We start from the raw sequence: 15,983 nt of genomic DNA on the forward strand, positions 1-15,983 counted from the left end.
TTAACTGTCAGGCCGGTGTGGATGCGGAATTGGCCGGCGTGGCCGTATGAGCGCCTGCGGGCTTGCCGAGGGGTTTGGCTGCCGCGGACGCGGCGGTGGTACGGCGGCGTTGGCGGCGGCGCAGCAACAGGCTCAGCACGCCAGCCATGACCAGCACGGCGGCGCTGCCCAGGCCGGCGCGGCGCCGGGCCGTGGCCTGCTCGGCCTGCACGCCACGCAAGGCGCCGGCTTCGTCCACGGCGGCCAGCGCCAGCAGCGGCGTGTTACCCACGCGCTGCCATCCCAGAATACGCCGGCCGTCTTCCGCAGGCCAAGCCTGGCTGAGCACTTCGTCCGTGCGCGGCGCATGCTCGAACAGTGGTCCCACCGGGAAAGGCAGCGGCTCCACCAGCCCGTCGCTGCGCGCCACGGCCACGCCGTCGGTCCGCGCCAGCAGCAGCAGGTCGCCGCGTGACGGTTGCAGGCGCCGCAGCAACCCCGTGAGGTAGTTGGGCGACAAGGTCAGCAGCACCTGAGCCTGGCCCTGACCTGGCAGCGGGCGCACGAAGCTCACCGCGCCGGCCACGGGCTGGCGCGCCGGCGCGCCAACCGACAGCCCGGGCGCGGACGCCGGCAGGCCATCGATCACCACGCGCGCCACGCTGCCGTCCTGCGACTGCAGTTTGCCCTTGCCGTCCAGCACGCCCAACTGCAGTACGGCGCCCGGCGGATAAGGCAGGGGCGGCAACGGCTGCCGATCCCCCCATTGCGCGCCCATGGTGGACAAGACGAAATCCGCCGACTGCACCAGCGTCTCGGCCTGCAGCGCCAGCGTGTCGGCCAGGTGCGCGGCACGCGCCGCCGCGGTATGCAGCGCACGGTCGCGCGCCCGCTCCTGCGTGTGAAGCAGTTGGGTCCAGTACGCGCCGCAGGCCAGCACGGCAGCGGCGGGAATGGACCAGGGGAGCAGGCGACGGGCTCGCATCGGGAGGCGGGGAAGGTGCAGTGCGGCATGGGGGTGCCGCATGGCAGGACGAGAGAAAAGCGAATGCAGCCGCAGTGAGGATGCAGGCATGCTGCCAGCGCAGCATTGACCGAAGCTGACAAGCCGGCCCGGGCCAGGGCCAACACTGACGCGGGACAATCGGGGGTTGGCCCACATGGCGGGCCGCTTTGCCTCAACCCATGGATTGCCGTCCGGGCTGCGGTGCCTGCTGCATCGCGCCTTCCATTTCCAGCCCCATTCCCGGCATGCCGCAGGGCAAGCCGGCCGGCGTGCGCTGTGCGCAACTGCTGCCGGACCTGCGCTGCGCCATCTTTGGCGATCCGCGCCGCCCGCCCGTGTGCGCCTCGCTGAAGCCCTCGCCCGGCATGTGCGCCGGGTCGGCCGAGCAGGCCCTGCACGGCCTGCTGTGGCTGGAGCAGCAGACCGCGCCGTGAGCGCACGCCGCCCTGGAGGCGGCTGTGGCCTCAGCCCTGCAGCAGCCGCTGCAGCTCGCCGCTGGCGAGGAGCTTGTCCAGGTCCTGCGCGCCGCCCACCATCTGGCCGCGGACGAACACCATGGGGAAGGTGGGCCAGCCCGTCCACATCTTGAGCGCGTTGCGCCGGCGCCACTGGCTGAAGTAGCTGCCGTAATCCAGGTCGAAGTGCGCGATGCCGGCGCGGTCCAGCGCACGGCGTGCGCGCTTGGGGAAAGGGTTTTGCGCCATTCCGACCACCACCACGGGGTGCGCAGCCACCGCGCGCAGCACCTCCTGGACGACGTCGGCATGCAACGAGGCCACCTGAGCGCGAATGGCGGGGTGCAGGCGGTCTTCTGAAAGGATGGAACGCGGCATTGGGGCGACTCGAAGCGAAGGGCCGTAACAGCGGCTATCGTAAGCGCCCCCCTCGAACGAAGGAGATTGGATGAAGCTGTACTACAGTCCCGGCGCCTGTTCACTCAGCCCGCACATCGTCCTGCACGAAGCCGGCCTGCCCTGCGAGCTGGTGCTGGCCAGCACCAAGTCGCACAAGCTGCAGGACGGCACCGACTACTACGCCATCAACCCCAAGGGCTCCGTGCCGCTGCTGGAGCTCGACAGCGGCGAGCGCCTCACCGAAGGCCCGGCCATCGTCCAGTACCTGGCCGACCAGGTGCCCGACCGCAAGCTGGCGCCGCCTTTCGGCACCCTGGCCCGCTACCGGCTGATGGAGTGGCTCAACTTCATCACCAGCGAGCTGCACAAGAGCTTCGGCGTCTTCTTCACGCCCGGCATGCCGGACGAAGCCAAGGAGATCCACCGCACCCGGCTGCGCCAGAAGCTGCAATGGGTGGACGGCCAGCTTGCCGGCAAGGCCTATCTCATGGGCGACGACTTCACCGTGGCCGACGCCTACCTGTTCACCGTCACCAATTGGGCCGATTTCACCAAGGTGGAGATAGCAGACCTGACCAACCTGCAGGCCTTCCGCCAGCGCATGCAGGAGCGTCCCAGCGTACAGGCGGCGATGAAGCACGAGGGCTTGATCAAGTAAGCCCGCGCGGGCGGCCCGGCGAGCCCGTGCCGCCCTTGTCCGCTACGCCAGCCGCGCCGCCGCCAGCAGCTCCTGCGTGTAGGGCTGGCGCGGCGCGCTGAAGAGGGACTCCGCCTCGCCCTGCTCCACCATCTCGCCCTGGCGCATCACGACCACGCGGTGCGACATGGCACGCACCACGGCCAAGTCGTGGCTGATGAACACATAGCTCATGCCATAGCGCTGCTGTAGTTGTGCCAGCAACGACAGTACCTGCTGCTGCACCGACACGTCCAGCGCCGAGGTCGGCTCGTCCAGCACCAGCAGCTCCGGCTCCAGCACCACTGCGCGCGCAATGGCGATGCGCTGGCGCTGCCCGCCGCTGAACTCGTGCGGGTAGCGCTGCAGCACGTCGGCCACGCCGTGGCGCTCGCTCAGGCCCACCTCGTCCAGCATTTTCAGCACACGCTCCTCGCGCTGGCCGCGGCTGAGCTGCGGCTGGTGCAGGGCTAAACCTTCGTCCACGATCTGGCCCACGGTCATGCGCGGGCTCAGGGAGCCGAACGGGTCCTGGAAGACCACCTGCATGCGCCGGCGCATGGCGCGGAGTTGATCGCGGCCTGCATCGTCGATGCGCCGCTCGCCCAAGCGCACCTGCCCGCCCGCGATGGGCTGCAGCGCCAGCAGCGCCATGCCCAGCGTCGTCTTGCCGGAGCCGGACTCGCCCACGATACCCAGCGTCTCGCCGCGCCTGAGCTCCAGCGTGGCGGCCTTCACCGCCTCGAAGGGCGGCAGCTTGCGGAACCACGAGCCCTTGCGCGCAAAGTGCACGCGCACGTCCTGCGCCTGCAGCAGCGCGGGCGCGTCCGGCGGCACGGGCATCACCACGCGGCGCGGGCGGCTGCCCAGCAGTTTGCGGGTGTAGGCGTGCTGCGGGTCGGCGAAGACGGCGGCGGTGTCGCCGGACTCCACCAGGCGGCCGCGCTCCATCACGCCCACGCGGTGCGTGAAGCGGCGCACCAGGTTGAGGTCGTGCGTGATGAACAGCAGCGCCATGCCCATCTCGGCCTGCAGCTCGTCCAGCAGGGCCAGGATCTGCGCCTGGATGGTCACGTCCAGCGCCGTGGTGGGCTCGTCGGCGATGAGCAGCTTGGGCTTGCAGGCGAGCGCCATGGCGATCATGGCGCGCTGGCGCTGGCCGCCGGAGAGCTCGTGCGGAAAGGCGTCCACCCGCCGCTGCGGCTCGGGGATGCCGGTGCGCTCCAGCAGCTCTATGGCGCGAGCCCGCGCCGCGTTGGGCCGCAGCGCCTCGTGCAGCTCCAGCACCTCGGCGATCTGGTTGCCCACGCTGTAGAGCGGGTTCAGCGCCGTCATGGGCTCCTGGAAGATCATGCCGATGTCGCGCCCGCGCAAGGCCCGCATGCGCCGCTCGCTCAGGGCCACCAGGTCCTCGCCGCCGAAGCGGATCGCCCCACGGGTCTGCGCCCCGTCCACCAGCCGCAGCACCGACAGCGCGGTGATGGATTTGCCGCTCCCCGACTCCCCCACCAGCGCGAACTTTTCGCGCGGGCGGACCTGGAAGCTCACGTCGTTGACCACCGCGTGGTCGCCGAACCGCACCGTCAGGTGCTGCACGTCCAGCAGGGCTGGCGTTGCCTTCACGTCGTCCATGCTCATGACTTGCGGGTGTCGAAGGCGTCGCGCAGCGCGTCGCCGATGAAGGTCAGCAGCAGCATCGTGATCACGAGCAGTACGAAGGTCGGGACGATGATCCACCAGGCATCCAGGTTGGCCTTGCCCTGGTTGAGCAGCTCACCCAGCGAGGGCACCGTGCGCGGCACGCCCAGGCCCAGGAAGTCCAGCGAGGTCAGCGACAGGATGGCGCCGCTCATGCGGAAGGGCAAAAACGTGATCACCGGCGTGAGCGAGTTGGGCAGCACGTGGCGGAAGATGATCTGCCGGTTCGAGAGGCCCAGCGCCCGCGCCGCCTTCACGTAGTCCAGCGAGCGGTTGCGCAGGAACTCCGCGCGCACGTAGTCCGACAGCCCCATCCAGCCCCACAGCGACAGCAGGATGAGCAGCAGCAGCAGCGAGGGCTCGAAGATGGAGGCGAAGATGATCAACAGGTACAGCTCCGGCACCGCGCCCCAGACCTCTATGACGCGCTGCATGGTGAGGTCGAGCTTGCCGCCGAAGTAGCCCTGCAGCGCGCCGGCCAGCACGCCCAGCACGGTGCCCACGGCAGTGAGCGCCAGGCCGAACCAGATGCTCACCCGGAAGCCGTAAAGCAGCCGCGCCACCATGTCGCGCCCCTGGCTGTCCGTCCCCAGCAGGTTGAGCCCCCCCGGCGGCGCGGGGTCGGGCTCCTTCGAGAAGTAGTCCGTGGACGAGGCCGAGTGCGGGTTGAGCGTGCCCAGCCGCCAGTTGCCGGGCTTGTCGAACTGCGCGGCGATGAAGGGGTCCTTCCAGTCCGTGGGCGTGGCGAAGTCGCCGCCCAACGCGTCTTCCGGCGGATTGCTCACGACGGGGAAGAACCAGCGGCCCTCGTAGCGCGCCACCAGCGGGCGGTCGTTGCTCACGAACTCGGCCAGCGTGGAGAACACCAGCATGGCGATGAACACCCACAGCGACACGTAGCCCAGGCGGTTGCGCTTGAAACGGGCCCAGGCGCGCTGGTTGGGCGAGCGCCGGGCACCGGCCGCGATGGGCGCGAGCACCGCGGCATCGGCCGCCGCGCCCGCGGGCGGCTGGGCCATCAGGTCGACGGGGCGGTCGCTGCCCTGGGCGGCGGCGGGGGTGGCGGGAAGAATGGGTTGGGAGCTCATGCCGCGCGCCTCACTTGCCCACGCTGCCGAACTGCACGCGCGGATCGACCACCACGTACATCAGGTCCGAGACCAGCTTCACCACCAGGCCGATGAGCGTGAAGAGGTAGAGCGAGCCCAGCACCACCGGGTAGTCGCGCCGCACCACGGACTCATAGGCCAGCAGGCCCAGCCCATCCAGCGAGAACAGCGTTTCGATGAGCACCGAGCCCGCGAAGAAGGCGCCGATGAAAGCCGCCGGGAAGCCCGTGACCAGCGGGATGAGCGCGTTGCGGAAGATGTGCTTGTAGAGCACGCGGCGCTGCGACAGGCCCTTGGCCCGCGCCACCAGCACGTACTGCTTGCGCATCTCCTCGACGAAGGTGTTCTTGGTCAGCATGGTCATGACGGCGAAGCTGCCGATCACCAGGCAGATCAGCGGCAGCGTCAGGTGCCAGAAGTAGTCGGCGATGCGCGCCGGCCAGGCGAGTTCCTCCCAGTTGTCCGAGGTCAGCCCGCGCAGCGGGAACACCTCGAAGAAGGTGCCGCCGGCAAACAAGACGATGAGCAACACGCCCAGCACGAAGCCCGGGATCGCGTAGCCCACCAGCACCGCCATGGTGGTCAGCGCATCGAAGCGCGTGCCCTCGCGCACCGCCTTGGCCACGCCCAGCGGGATGGAGATCAGGTAGGAGATGAAGAAGGTCCACAGCCCAAGCGACACGGAGACAGGCAGCTTCTCCTTGATGAGCTGCCACACGTCCTTGTTCTGCAGAAAGCTCTTGCCCAGGTCGAAGCGCGCGAACTGGCCCAGCATCTCGAAGTAGCGCACGTGCGCGGGCTTGTCGAAGCCGTAGAGCTTCTTGAGCTCGGCGAGCTGCTTGGCGTCGCTGTCGCGCCCGGCCTTGTAGACGTCGCTGTCGCCGCCCTTTTGCGTGGCGCGCGCCTCGGCCAGGAGCTGCTCCACCGGCCCGCCGGGGACGAACTGGATGACGGCGAAGGTGATGGTGAGCGCCCCCAGCAGCGTGGGGATCATCAGCAGCAGCCGCTTGAAGATGTAGCCGAGCATTCAGGCCTGCTCCTTGTTCCTGTCCTTGATCCACCAGCACATGACCGGCCAGGCGCTGTTCTCGCCCGCCGTGTCTATGCCGAAGTACAGCGGCTGCTTGGCCGGGATGCCGAAGCGGTTCCAGTACGAGGCCCGCTCGGCCGAGACGTACACGTCCGGCACCTGCCAGTGGTTCCACATCACGATGCGGTCCATGGCCCGGCAGCAGTCGCGCAGCTCGGCCAGGGTCTGCACCTTGGACATGACGGCCAGGATGTGGTCCAGCGCCGGGCTCTTGATGCCGCGGAAGTTGCCGTTGCCCTTCTCGTCCGCCGCCTGCGAGCCGTAGCTGGTGATGTAGCCGGCGGCGTTGGGCAGGGTGAACTTGCCTTCGACGATGGTGATGACGTCGAAGTCGTAGTTCTCCAGCCGGTTGCGGTAGAGCGCGAAGTCCACGTTGCGCTCCTTGAGCGTGATGCCCAGCTTCTCGCAGTTCTTCTGCCAGTCCGAGATGCGCCCGCCCGTCTCGCCCGGGTTGAGGTATTCCAGCTCCAGCGCGCGCCCCTGCGCGTTGCGCAGCAGGCCGTCGCCGTCGAGCTTCCAGCCCGCGTCCTCCAGCAGCGCACGCGCCTTGAGCAGGTTGCGGCGCAAGTCCGCCGCGCCGCCGGCGGTGCTGGGTGGCCGGAAGGCCGGGCCGAACACTTCCGGCGGCAGCGCCTTGCGGTAGGGCTCCAGCAGCTTCAATTCGCCCGCGGAGGGCAGCCCCTCGGCCGCGAACTCCGAGTTGTTGAACACGCTGTAGGCGCGCTTGAGCAGGCCGAAGCGGTTGATGCGCTCGAAGTCGTAGGCCAGGGCGATGGCCTCGCGCACGCGCCGGTCGCTCAGCAGCTCGCGCCGGGTGTTGAACTGGTGGCTTTGCAGGCCCTGGCCGGTGGCGGTCTCGAAGTCGTTCTTGACGATGCGCCCGTCGTCCCACTTCGGCCCCTTGTGCTGGCGCGCCCAGGCGCGCGAGCTGTACTCCTTGTGGATGTCGTACTCGCCGGTCTTGAAGGCCTCGAACGCCACCGAGCCGTCCTTGTACATGCGGTAGACCACGCGGTCGAAGTTGAACCAGCCGCGCCGCGTGGGGTGCTCCTTGGCCCAATAGTCCGGGTTGCGCTTGAACTCGATGCGCCGGCCCATGTCCACGCGGTCGATGACGTAGGCGCCGGTGGTGATGGGGTACTCGCCCACGACCTGATCGAAGGGTTTCACCTTGCCGTCCGCGCCCAAGCCCCACTTGCGCGAGAACACGGGCAGGCCGCCGACGAGGAAGACGGTGTCCAGGCTGCGGTCCTTGATGCCGAAGCGCACCGTGCGCTCGTCCAGCACCGTCACGGGCCCGGCCGGGGCGTAGGTCTGCACCAGTGCGGGCGAGGCCTGCTTGCTGGTCAGGCGCTCGAAGCTGAACTTCACGTCCTCGGCCGTCACGGGGTCGCCGTTCCAGAAGCGCGCGCGCGGGTCGAGCCGGAAGGTGATGCTGGACTTGTCCGGCGCCACGATGAAGCGCTCGGCCAGCAGCCCGTACATGGTCTGCGGCTCGTCGTCCGCGCCGGTGCACAGGCTCTCGAACATGTAGATCGACACCCCCGCCGGCGCGTTGCCGCGCACCGTGAAGGGGTTGAACTTGTCGAAGCTGGTGCGCCGGTCCGGGTTGCGCAGCTTCAGCACACCGCCCTTGGGCGCGTCCGGCCGCACGTACTCGAAGCTGGTGAAGTTTTCCGGGTACTTGGGCTCGCCGAAGGTGGCCAGGGCGTGCACCCAGCGTCCGCCCTCGGCGGCGGCGCCTTCGGCGTCCGGCGGCGCGGCGCCGTTGGCGCCCTGGGCGTTGGAGGGGCTGGACGCCGGCGCGGCGGCGGCGCGGGAGGAGGCCATGGCGGCCAGCGCCGGCCAGGCCGGCCACAGGCTGGAGGACAGCAGCAGCGCCGCGGCGCGGCGCCGGTCACGCCGCGGCGGCGCGGCAGGTTTATCGGGCATCGTTGTCAACGGTCGGACCCGTGGGTCCGGGGGGTTGGATGAGGCGCGCTGATCATGCGCGAAATGGCGCGCCGGCGGCAATGCGCGGACCTGGACCCCTGAAGTGGCCGGGCATGCCGGCTGCAATGGGAACGCCCGCCCGACCGCGCACTCGAAACGTCTTTTGCGCGGGCGCCGCGCCGCCCTGGCTCACTTCAAAAATCCGCCGGAGAACCCCCGTGATGGAACTGCTCACCGACCCTCAAACCTGGATCGCCTTCTTCACGCTCACCGCGCTGGAGCTGGTGCTGGGCATAGACAACATCATCTTCATCTCCATCCTGGTCGATAAGCTGCCCGCCGAGCGGCGCGAGTTCGCCCGGCGCCTGGGCCTGTTCATGGCCATGTTCATGCGCATCGGCCTGCTGCTGCTGCTGTCGTGGATCGTTGGGCTGGTGGAGCCGCTGTTCACGGTGCTCAACCAGGAGATCTCGGGGCGCGACCTCATCCTCATCCTGGGCGGCCTGTTCCTGATCTGGAAGAGCACCGGCGAGATCCACCAGTCCTTTGCCGGCGAGGAGGAGCACGCCTCCAAGGCCGTGGCCGCCAGCTTCGGCGGCGTGATCCTGCAGATCATGGTGATCGACTTGGTGTTCTCGCTGGACTCCATCATCACCGCGGTGGGCATGGTGGACGAGGTGGCGGTGATGATTGCCGCCGTCGTCGCCTCGGTGGGGATGATGATGGTCTTCGCCGGGCCGATCGGCCGCTTCGTGTCGGAGCACCCGACCATCAAGATGCTGGCGCTGTCCTTCCTGGTGGCCGTGGGCGTGGTGCTGCTGGCCGACGGCTTCGGCCACCACGTGCCCAAGGGCTACATCTACTTCGCGATGTTCTTCTCGCTGGTGGTGGAGATGCTCAACATCCGGCTGCGCAAGCGCACCGACCGGCCCGCGGCGCTGCAGCAGGCGCCCCACGCGCACGGCCCGGCCCACCCGCCGCGCTGAGCCCTGCCCTGTGCTGCCAAGGCCGCCTGCGGGCGGCCTTTTCGTTTCATGGAACCCGGCATGCACACGCGTGCAATGCCAAGGCCTTGCGCGGCACCTACAGTGACCCGCATGGACACCAACACCGCCACCCCCGACCTCGTCCGCCACCCGCGCCACGTCGAGCGCGTGCTCGCCGGCACCCCGACCAGCGACGGTGCGGGCGTGAAGCTCACCCGCGTGCTGACGCAGCCGCTGCAGCGCCGGCTGGACCCCTTCCTGATGCTGGACGCCTTCGGCACCGACAACCCCGACGACTACATCGCCGGCTTCCCCGACCACCCGCACCGCGGCTTCGAGACCGTGACCTACATGATTGCCGGGCGCCTGCGCCACCGCGACAGCGCCGGCCACGAGGGCCTGCTGGAAAACGGCGGCGTGCAGTGGATGACGGCCGGCCGCGGCCTGGTGCACAGCGAGCTGCCCGAGCAGCAGGAAGGCCGCATGGAAGGCTTTCAGCTCTGGCTGAACCTGCCGTCGGACCAGAAGCTGTGCGAGCCGGGCTACCGGGACATCGCCTCCGGGCAGATCCCCGAGCTCCAGACGGCCGAGGGCGTGCGCGTGCGCGTCATCGCCGGCGCCAGCCACGGCGTGGCCGGCGCCGTGCAGCGCGAGCGCACCGAGCCGCTGTACCTGGACCTGCACCTGCCCGCGGGCGCCGCCTTCGAGCAGGCCCTGCCGGCCGCGCACAACGCCTTCATCTACGTCTACCGCGGTGCGCTGGACGTGGCGGACACGCCGGTGGCCGTGCAGCGCATGGCCCTCCTGCGCAACGACGCGGGCAGCGACGGCGTGCGGATGCGTGCCGGCGCCGAGGGCGCGCGGGCGCTGCTGATCGCCGGGCAGCCGCTCAACGAGCCCATCGCGCAGTACGGGCCCTTCGTCATGAACAGCAACGAACAGATTTTTCAGGCCGTGGAGGATTTCCGCGCAGGCCGGTTCGTCTAGGGGGAATCCCGAAGTTTTACGGCGCGCGCGGCGGGGGCGTCCCTTAAGCTCGCGCCGCCTTGTATCCCTTCCGCGCGGGCCGCGCGGCTGCCATGACCGAAGTCTCCTGGAACCTGCTGACGCGCCTGGGCGAAGCCCAGATCCTGCTGCCCGCCATGCTGGCCACGCTGCTGTGGCTGTCGCTGCGCTCGCACACGCCGCGCGCGGCGCTGGTGTGGGGCGGCTGCACGGCGGTGTCGGCGCTGGTGACCACGGCCAACAAGGTCGCCTTCTTCGGCTGGGAGATGGGCTATGCGCCGCTGAACTTCACCGGCATCTCCGGCCACTCCATGTTCGCCGCGGCGGTGCTGCCGGTGCTGGTGCGGGTGCTGGTGGCCGACGCCGGGCCGCGCCTGCAGCGCGCGGCCGTGCTGGGCGGCACGGCGCTGGCGGCGCTGATCGCGGTGTCGCGCGTGCAGGTGCTGGCGCACTCGCCCTCGGAGGCGCTGCTGGGCTTCATCCTGGGCCTGGGCACCGCGCTGCTGGCGCTGCGCGGCATGCACGTGCCGCGGGTGCACGCGTCGCGGCTGCTGGTCTACGGGGTGTTGGCGTGGATGACGCTCACCGTCAGCGACGCCCCGCCCTCGCAGACGCACAGCATGGTCATGCGGCTGTCCGTGGCGCTTTCCGGCCGCGACGAGCCCTACACGCGCTGGCAGATGCTGCGCGACTACCGCCACGAGCTGCAGCGCGAGGGCCGGCCGCTGCCGGGCTATTTCACGGGGCCGCTGGTGATGGGGCGCATGCGGGTGGTGGAGTAAGGCAGCCCGGCGCCCAGCCGGCGGCGCCTCACCCCTTCACGCACACCACCTGCCGCAGCGTGTGCACCACTTCCACCAGGCTGTCCTGCGCCGCCATCACCGCCTGGATGTCCTTGTAGGCGTGCGGGATCTCGTCGATCACGTCCTTGTCCTTGCGGCATTCCACGCCCTCGGTGGCGGCGCGCTGGTCGGCCACGGTGAAGCGGCGTTTCGCCTCCGTGCGGCTCATGCTGCGGCCCGCGCCGTGGGAGCAACTGCGGAAGCTCTCGGGGTTGCCTTTGCCGCGGACGATGAAGCTGCGCGCGCCCATGCTGCCCGGGATGATGCCCAGCTCCCCCTCTCGCGCGCTCACCGCGCCCTTGCGCGTGACCCACACGTCCTGGCCGAAGTGCCGCTCGCGCTGCACGTAGTTGTGGTGGCAGTTCACCGCCTCGGTCTGCACGTCGAACGGCTTGCGGATCACCTTGCGCGCCGCGGCCACCACGGCTTTCATCATCAGCTCCCGGTTCGTGGCCGCGAAGCGCTGCGCCCACCCCACCGCGCGCACGTAGTCGCCGAAGTAGCGTGAGCCCTCCTCCAGGTAGGCCAGGTCGCGGTCGGGCAGGTTGGCCTGGTGGCGCAGGGCGTCCTGCTTGGCCAGCTCGATGAAATGCGTGCCTATGGCGTTGCCCACGCCGCGCGAGCCGGAATGCAGCATGAACCACACGGCATCCGCCTCGTCCAGGCAGACCTCTATGAAATGGTTGCCCGTGCCCAGCGTGCCCAGGTGCACGCGCTGGTTGGTCTTCTCCAGCTTGGGGTGGCCGCGGCAGATCTCCTTGAACTCCGGCGCCAGCGCGGCCCAGGCGGCGTCCACGGGCGGCGGCACGTCGCGCCATGCGCCGGGGTCGCGCGCGCCCGGGGCGCGGCCATGCGGCACGGCGTGCTCGATGGCGCTGCGCAGCGGGCCCAGGTGGTCCGGCAGGTCCGCGGCGCTGAGCGTGGTGCGCGCGGCGATCATCCCGCAGCCGATGTCCACGCCCACGGCGGCCGGGATGATGGCCTTCACGGTCGGGATGACCGAGCCCACCGTCGCGCCTATGCCCAGGTGCACGTCCGGCATGGCCGCGACGTGGTGGAAGACGATGGGCAGCTTGGCCGCGTTGGCCAGTTGCTGCCGCGCCGCGTCCTCCACCGGCACGCCGCGCGTCCACATCTTCAGCGGCACGCCGCCTTCGACCGCCTGCTCCTCGTAGTCCTTGTGTGTGGCCTTGGCCATGGCGGCTCCTTTCTCTTCGATGCGTCCCGCGCGGCTCACCCTCTGGCCGCGGGCAGCCGCCGTGCCGCCGGGGCTTGCGCCTTCAGGGCTGCGTCTTGGCCGCCTCGTACTGCGCGTTGATCCTGTCGTGCTTCTCGCGCACGCTCGCCGGCCAGCGCGACTTGATGAAGGAGAGCACGGCGACGATGTCCTCGTCGCTGAGCACGCCCTCGAACGCCGGCATGGCCGTCTTGTAGTCCTTGAGCCCCGCGGCCTTGGCGATGCCCAGCTTGGTGAGCTTGAACAGCTGCTCGTCCGGGTGGTGCCAGGTGTGGCCGCTCTCGTCGTGCGGCGGCGCGGGCATCAGCCCGTTGACGTCCGGCTCGCGCCAGTCGGCCTGGCCCTCCAGGTTGGCGCCGTGGCAGACGGCGCAGCGCACCTGGTAGATGCGCTCGCCCTTGCCCACCAGCAACCGGTCGTCAGGCCGCAGCAGCGGCGCGTGCGGCGGCGGTGCGGGCACGGCATGGCGCTGGAACAGGACAACGGCCACCCCCACGCTGCTCACGGCAGCGGCGGCAAGGACAAGCGAGCGAAATTTCATCGGCACCAAGGCTTCCCGGTCGGTCTCACAGCTCACAGCGTGCCAGCCTCGCGGCACCTCCCCTTGATCCGGGAGCACAGCGGGCGCTGGTCGCGCCGCTGCAGGCGCTGCCCAGGGCGTTGCGGCGTGCAGGGTCTGCAGCCGTGCCAGGACTTGGGACGCGATTGTCCGCTCGGCCACCACAATCCCGCGGCCGCCGGGCGCGGGCGTGGACTTTGCTCGCCCTGGGCGGCTTTTCCCGCCGCACTGCGCCGGCGCACGCACGGCGTGCCCGGCGCCTCACAGAACAAAACCATGCAGCACCAGCACGAGCCGGACATCCTCAGAAACCTGCGCACGGAGCTGGTGGACTGGCGGCCTTGGCTGGACAGGGCCATCGTCCTGGCCGCCGCCGCTGCGGCCGGGCTGCTGGTGGTGGGTTTCACCTTGCTGACCGACCAGGCGCTGCGCCTGTTCGAAAAGCTGTGGCACGCCGCCCCGTGGGCGCTGTTCGTCACCGGCCCGCTGTGCGTGGCCGCCATCGTGTGGGCCACGCGCAAGTGGTTTCCCGGGGCGGCCGGCTCCGGCATCCCTCAGGTCATGGCCGCGCTGGACACGGCCACGCCGCCGCCGCAATACGGCTTGTTCGTGTCGCTCAAGCTGAGCCTGGTGAAAGTGCTGCTGTCCTCGGCCGGGCTGCTGGCGGGGCTGTCCATTGGGCGCGAGGGCCCGTCGGTGCAGGTGGCCGCGGGCGTGATGCTGGCGGCGCGGCGCTGGCTGTCCACGCGCACCGTCATCAACGCGCACGGGCTGCTGGTGGCCGGCGGGGCGGCAGGCATCGCCGCGGCCTTCAACACGCCCTTGGGCGGCGTGCTCTTCGCCATCGAGGAGCTCTCGCGCAACCTCAACCAGCGCAGCAGCGGCCTGCTCATCGCCGCCATCGTCCTGGCCGGCCTGATGGCTGTCTCGGTGTTCGGCAATTTCACCTACTTCGGCATCATCCACGTGCCGCCGCTGGACTGGGACGTGCTCGCGCCAGGCCTGCTGGTCACGCTGCTCGGCGGCCTGTTGGGCGGGCTGTTCGCGCGGCTGCTGATCGCCTCCACCGCCGGCACGGCGGACCGCTTCAGCGCCTGGCGGCGGCAATACCCGATCCGCTTTGCCGCCGGCTGCGCGCTGGCCGTGGCCGCCATAGGCGCGGCCACCGGCGGCGCGACCTTCGGCAGCGGCTACGAGCACACGCGCGCCCTGCTGGAAGGCGGCGAGGGCACGCAGCACCAGCCCGTGATCTTCGTGGTGCTGAAGTTCGCCGCCACCTGGCTCTCGGCTTGGGCGGGCGTGCCGGGAGGCATCTTCGCGCCCTCGCTGTCCATAGGCGCGGGCGTCGGGCACGACGTCGCCTCGCTGATGCAGCAGCCGGCCCTGGCGCCCGCGCTCATCGCCATGGGCATGGCGGCCTTCCTGGCGGCGGTGACGCAGGCGCCCATCACCGCCTTCATCATCGTCATGGAGATGGTGGACGGCCACGCCATGGTGCTCAGCCTCATGGCGGCCTCCATGACCGCCAGCCTGGTGTCGCGCCAGATCAGCCGCCCGCTGTACGAGGCGCTGGCGGAGCTGCAGTTGAAGCGGCTGGAGGTGGTGAACGCGCCGGAGCCAGCAGCGCCGGCAGCGGAATCTTCAAAGAACGCTTGAAAGCGGCCACTTAGATTGCCTTGCCAAAACAGGGCAATCCGCTGCTTCCTACGCCCTCACCCGCAGCAGCCCATAACCCAGCACCATGGCCGCCGCGAGGAACACGCCGGCCGCCGGCACCCACATCAGCAGCCCGCCGAGCTGCTGGTCTTCCAGGCTGCTGCCGTACCAGGGGTAAGGCGCCAGCGTCAGCAGCGCCCCCAGCGCGCCGCTGTGCAGCATGGTGACGAACAGCAGTCCAAGCGCCGCGCCCGGGTTGCGCCGCGCCCCGGCGAACACGGCCCACCACAGCAGCAGCGCCGTGCCGAGGAAACTGAAGTGCTGCAGCGCATGCCAGCCCGGGTGCGTGGCGGCCAGGAGAAACCAGGCCGGCACGTGCCAGCACCACAGCGCCAGCGCGTGCAGCGCGCCCGCGCCGGTTGGGCCGCTCACCAGCGCCCACACCCAACGCCACCACGGCGCGCGCAGCGCACTCCCCACGGCCTGGCGCGCGCCCAACGGCAGCGCCCAGGTCCAGGCCACCAGTGGGCGGCCCAGCACCAGCAGCGGGCCGGCCGCGAGCATCAGCAGCTCGTGCTGCAGCATGTGGGCCGCAAAACGCTCCGCGGCCCAATGGTCCAGCGGACCCACCAGCGCCACGGCCAGCGACAGCCAGCCCAGCGCGAAGTTCACTGCCGTGCGCCGCGGTATGCCGTGCCCCGCCCCCGCGTGCCCCCACAGGCGCAGCAGGCCGAAGGCATAGAGCAAGGCGGACACGCCCAGCAGCGTGACCACCAGCGCCTCCCAGCCCGCGCCGGCAGCCGGGGCGGCCGCGTCCACCACGTGGGCGCTGGCGGCGAACGAGACAAGCGTGAGCAGCGCTGTTGCGGCCCGGGCTACGGCGGCGACGCCAACGTTTGTAGGAGGCCCGCTTGCGGGCCGAACCCTGGCCCGGCTGCAATTCGGCCCGCAAGCGGGCCTCCTACAAGCCATCGTTGTCAGGTTTTCTGCCCGCATCGGTCCTCACACCGTGCACGGCGACAGCACGGCCACCGGCAGCCACAGCGCGGCAATCACCAGGCAGCTCAGCGCCCCAATGGCCAGGGCCAGCCACGTGATGAAGCAGCGGCGCTCCTGCGCGGCATCCGGGTCCGTGCTGGCCGGCGCGTTTGCCGGCTCGCCCGCGCCCGCCCGCCATGAGGCGCGCAGCGCCGCCAGTGTCAGCAGCAGGCACAAGGTGAAACTGACCGCCATGGGCAGGTGCAGCAGCGCGCCGCGCTGCCCGTTGCAGCCCGGCCCAACCAGGGCGTAGGTCAACCCAAGGTCCGCCAGCACCAGCAGCGGCCCGACCAGCAGCACGATCCAGCCCATGCGT

16 protein-coding genes are annotated in these 15,983 nt (G+C 70.2%); 6 read left to right on the forward strand and 10 right to left on the reverse strand.

Going from position 1 to position 15,983, the window contains the following annotated elements; genetic code table 11:
- Window positions 1-7: 7 nt before the first annotated feature.
- The gene (locus SM757_RS16440; RefSeq protein WP_322466316.1) at window positions 8-964 is read right to left on the reverse strand and encodes a PDC sensor domain-containing protein; all 957 of its coding nucleotides are present in this window, start codon (window positions 962-964) and stop codon (window positions 8-10) included.
- Between the two features lie 200 nt (window positions 965-1,164).
- On the opposite strand from SM757_RS16440, the gene SM757_RS16445 reads away from it, so the two are divergent.
- Window positions 1,165-1,419 (forward strand): YkgJ family cysteine cluster protein, encoded by a 255-nt coding sequence (locus SM757_RS16445; protein ID WP_322466317.1) that lies wholly within the window; start codon window positions 1,165-1,167, stop codon window positions 1,417-1,419.
- Between the two features lie 30 nt (window positions 1,420-1,449).
- Here the strand turns inward: SM757_RS16445 and SM757_RS16450 are convergent, their stop codons facing one another.
- Window positions 1,450-1,818, reverse strand: a complete 369-nt coding sequence (locus SM757_RS16450) for a glutaredoxin (protein ID WP_066340822.1) — start codon at window positions 1,816-1,818, stop codon at window positions 1,450-1,452.
- Between the two features lie 70 nt (window positions 1,819-1,888).
- On the opposite strand from SM757_RS16450, the gene gstA reads away from it, so the two are divergent.
- On the forward strand, window positions 1,889-2,497 hold the full coding sequence (gene gstA / locus SM757_RS16455) for a glutathione transferase GstA (RefSeq protein ID WP_322466318.1): 609 nt from the start codon (window positions 1,889-1,891) through the stop codon (window positions 2,495-2,497).
- Window positions 2,498-2,539: 42 nt separating this feature from the next.
- On the opposite strand, the gene SM757_RS16460 is transcribed toward gstA, so the two are convergent.
- The 4 genes from SM757_RS16460 to SM757_RS16475 all read right to left on the reverse strand — a co-directional run bounded on the left by SM757_RS16460 (window position 2,540) and on the right by SM757_RS16475 (window position 8,344).
- A complete protein-coding gene (locus SM757_RS16460) occupies window positions 2,540-4,153 on the reverse strand; it encodes an ABC transporter ATP-binding protein (RefSeq protein WP_322466319.1) in 1,614 nt (537 codons plus the stop codon).
- Window positions 4,150-5,232: an ABC transporter permease gene (locus SM757_RS16465; RefSeq protein ID WP_322466344.1), complete on the reverse strand. Its 1,083-nt coding sequence runs from the start codon at window positions 5,230-5,232 to the stop codon at window positions 4,150-4,152. The genes SM757_RS16460 and SM757_RS16465 overlap by 4 nt, the downstream gene beginning before the upstream one ends.
- Window positions 5,233-5,311: 79 nt before the next feature.
- Entirely contained in the window at window positions 5,312-6,349 is a 1,038-nt protein-coding gene (locus SM757_RS16470; RefSeq protein WP_322466320.1) for a microcin C ABC transporter permease YejB, read from the reverse strand.
- On the reverse strand, window positions 6,350-8,344 hold the full coding sequence (locus SM757_RS16475) for an extracellular solute-binding protein (RefSeq protein WP_322466321.1): 1,995 nt from the start codon (window positions 8,342-8,344) through the stop codon (window positions 6,350-6,352). It abuts the gene before it with no gap.
- Between the two features lie 218 nt (window positions 8,345-8,562).
- Between SM757_RS16475 and SM757_RS16480 the strand changes: the two genes are divergently transcribed.
- The 3 genes from SM757_RS16480 (at window position 8,563) to SM757_RS16490 (ending at window position 11,117) form a co-directional block, all read left to right on the forward strand.
- Window positions 8,563-9,330 carry a TerC family protein gene (locus SM757_RS16480; protein ID WP_322466322.1) on the forward strand — a complete coding sequence of 256 codons (768 nt, stop codon included), beginning with the start codon at window positions 8,563-8,565 and terminating at the stop codon, window positions 9,328-9,330.
- Window positions 9,331-9,441: 111 nt separating this feature from the next.
- Window positions 9,442-10,317 carry a pirin family protein gene (locus tag SM757_RS16485; protein ID WP_322466323.1) on the forward strand — a complete coding sequence of 292 codons (876 nt, stop codon included), beginning with the start codon at window positions 9,442-9,444 and terminating at the stop codon, window positions 10,315-10,317.
- A 92-nt stretch (window positions 10,318-10,409) separates the two neighbouring features.
- Window positions 10,410-11,117: a phosphatase PAP2 family protein gene (locus SM757_RS16490; RefSeq protein ID WP_322466324.1), complete on the forward strand. Its 708-nt coding sequence runs from the start codon at window positions 10,410-10,412 to the stop codon at window positions 11,115-11,117.
- Window positions 11,118-11,145: 28 nt separating this feature from the next.
- Here the strand turns inward: SM757_RS16490 and SM757_RS16495 are convergent, their stop codons facing one another.
- Window positions 11,146-12,375, reverse strand: coding sequence for an RtcB family protein (locus SM757_RS16495; RefSeq protein WP_322466325.1), 1,230 nt, complete (start codon window positions 12,373-12,375; stop codon window positions 11,146-11,148).
- An 82-nt stretch (window positions 12,376-12,457) separates the two neighbouring features.
- Window positions 12,458-12,955, reverse strand: a complete 498-nt coding sequence (locus tag SM757_RS16500; RefSeq protein ID WP_322466326.1) for a c-type cytochrome — start codon at window positions 12,953-12,955, stop codon at window positions 12,458-12,460.
- Between the two features lie 294 nt (window positions 12,956-13,249).
- On the opposite strand from SM757_RS16500, the gene SM757_RS16505 reads away from it, so the two are divergent.
- A complete protein-coding gene (locus SM757_RS16505; RefSeq protein ID WP_322466327.1) occupies window positions 13,250-14,629 on the forward strand; it encodes a chloride channel protein in 1,380 nt (459 codons plus the stop codon).
- Between the two features lie 48 nt (window positions 14,630-14,677).
- On the opposite strand, the gene SM757_RS16510 is transcribed toward SM757_RS16505, so the two are convergent.
- Complete coding sequence (locus SM757_RS16510) at window positions 14,678-15,448, reverse strand: cytochrome c oxidase assembly protein (protein ID WP_322466328.1); 771 nt, start codon at window positions 15,446-15,448, stop codon at window positions 14,678-14,680.
- A 183-nt stretch (window positions 15,449-15,631) separates the two neighbouring features.
- A complete protein-coding gene (locus SM757_RS16515) occupies window positions 15,632-15,979 on the reverse strand; it encodes a hypothetical protein (RefSeq protein WP_322466329.1) in 348 nt (115 codons plus the stop codon).
- Window positions 15,980-15,983: the final 4 nt, after the last annotated feature.

Origin of the sequence: Azohydromonas lata (genome assembly GCF_034427735.1) — a bacterium.
Taxonomy (GTDB): Bacteria; Pseudomonadota; Gammaproteobacteria; order Burkholderiales; family Burkholderiaceae_C; genus Azohydromonas; species Azohydromonas lata.

What these genes read in the sequence shown, in the direction of transcription:
- SM757_RS16440 (WP_322466316.1), bottom strand. Translation starts at nt 964, where the DNA reads ATGCGAGCCCGTCGCCTGCTCCCCTGGTCCATTCCCGCCGCTGCCGTG.
- SM757_RS16445 (WP_322466317.1), top strand. Translation starts at nt 1,165, where the DNA reads ATGGATTGCCGTCCGGGCTGCGGTGCCTGCTGCATCGCGCCTTCCATT.
- SM757_RS16450 (WP_066340822.1), bottom strand. Translation starts at nt 1,818, where the DNA reads ATGCCGCGTTCCATCCTTTCAGAAGACCGCCTGCACCCCGCCATTCGC.
- gstA (WP_322466318.1), top strand. Translation starts at nt 1,889, where the DNA reads ATGAAGCTGTACTACAGTCCCGGCGCCTGTTCACTCAGCCCGCACATC.
- SM757_RS16460 (WP_322466319.1), bottom strand. Translation starts at nt 4,153, where the DNA reads ATGAGCATGGACGACGTGAAGGCAACGCCAGCCCTGCTGGACGTGCAG.
- SM757_RS16465 (WP_322466344.1), bottom strand. Translation starts at nt 5,232, where the DNA reads ATGGCCCAGCCGCCCGCGGGCGCGGCGGCCGATGCCGCGGTGCTCGCG.
- SM757_RS16470 (WP_322466320.1), bottom strand. Translation starts at nt 6,349, where the DNA reads ATGCTCGGCTACATCTTCAAGCGGCTGCTGCTGATGATCCCCACGCTG.
- SM757_RS16475 (WP_322466321.1), bottom strand. Translation starts at nt 8,344, where the DNA reads ATGCCCGATAAACCTGCCGCGCCGCCGCGGCGTGACCGGCGCCGCGCC.
- SM757_RS16485 (WP_322466323.1), top strand. Translation starts at nt 9,442, where the DNA reads ATGGACACCAACACCGCCACCCCCGACCTCGTCCGCCACCCGCGCCAC.
- SM757_RS16490 (WP_322466324.1), top strand. Translation starts at nt 10,410, where the DNA reads ATGACCGAAGTCTCCTGGAACCTGCTGACGCGCCTGGGCGAAGCCCAG.
- SM757_RS16495 (WP_322466325.1), bottom strand. Translation starts at nt 12,375, where the DNA reads ATGGCCAAGGCCACACACAAGGACTACGAGGAGCAGGCGGTCGAAGGC.
- SM757_RS16500 (WP_322466326.1), bottom strand. Translation starts at nt 12,955, where the DNA reads ATGAAATTTCGCTCGCTTGTCCTTGCCGCCGCTGCCGTGAGCAGCGTG.
- SM757_RS16505 (WP_322466327.1), top strand. Translation starts at nt 13,250, where the DNA reads ATGCAGCACCAGCACGAGCCGGACATCCTCAGAAACCTGCGCACGGAG.
- SM757_RS16515 (WP_322466329.1), bottom strand. Translation starts at nt 15,979, where the DNA reads ATGGGCTGGATCGTGCTGCTGGTCGGGCCGCTGCTGGTGCTGGCGGAC.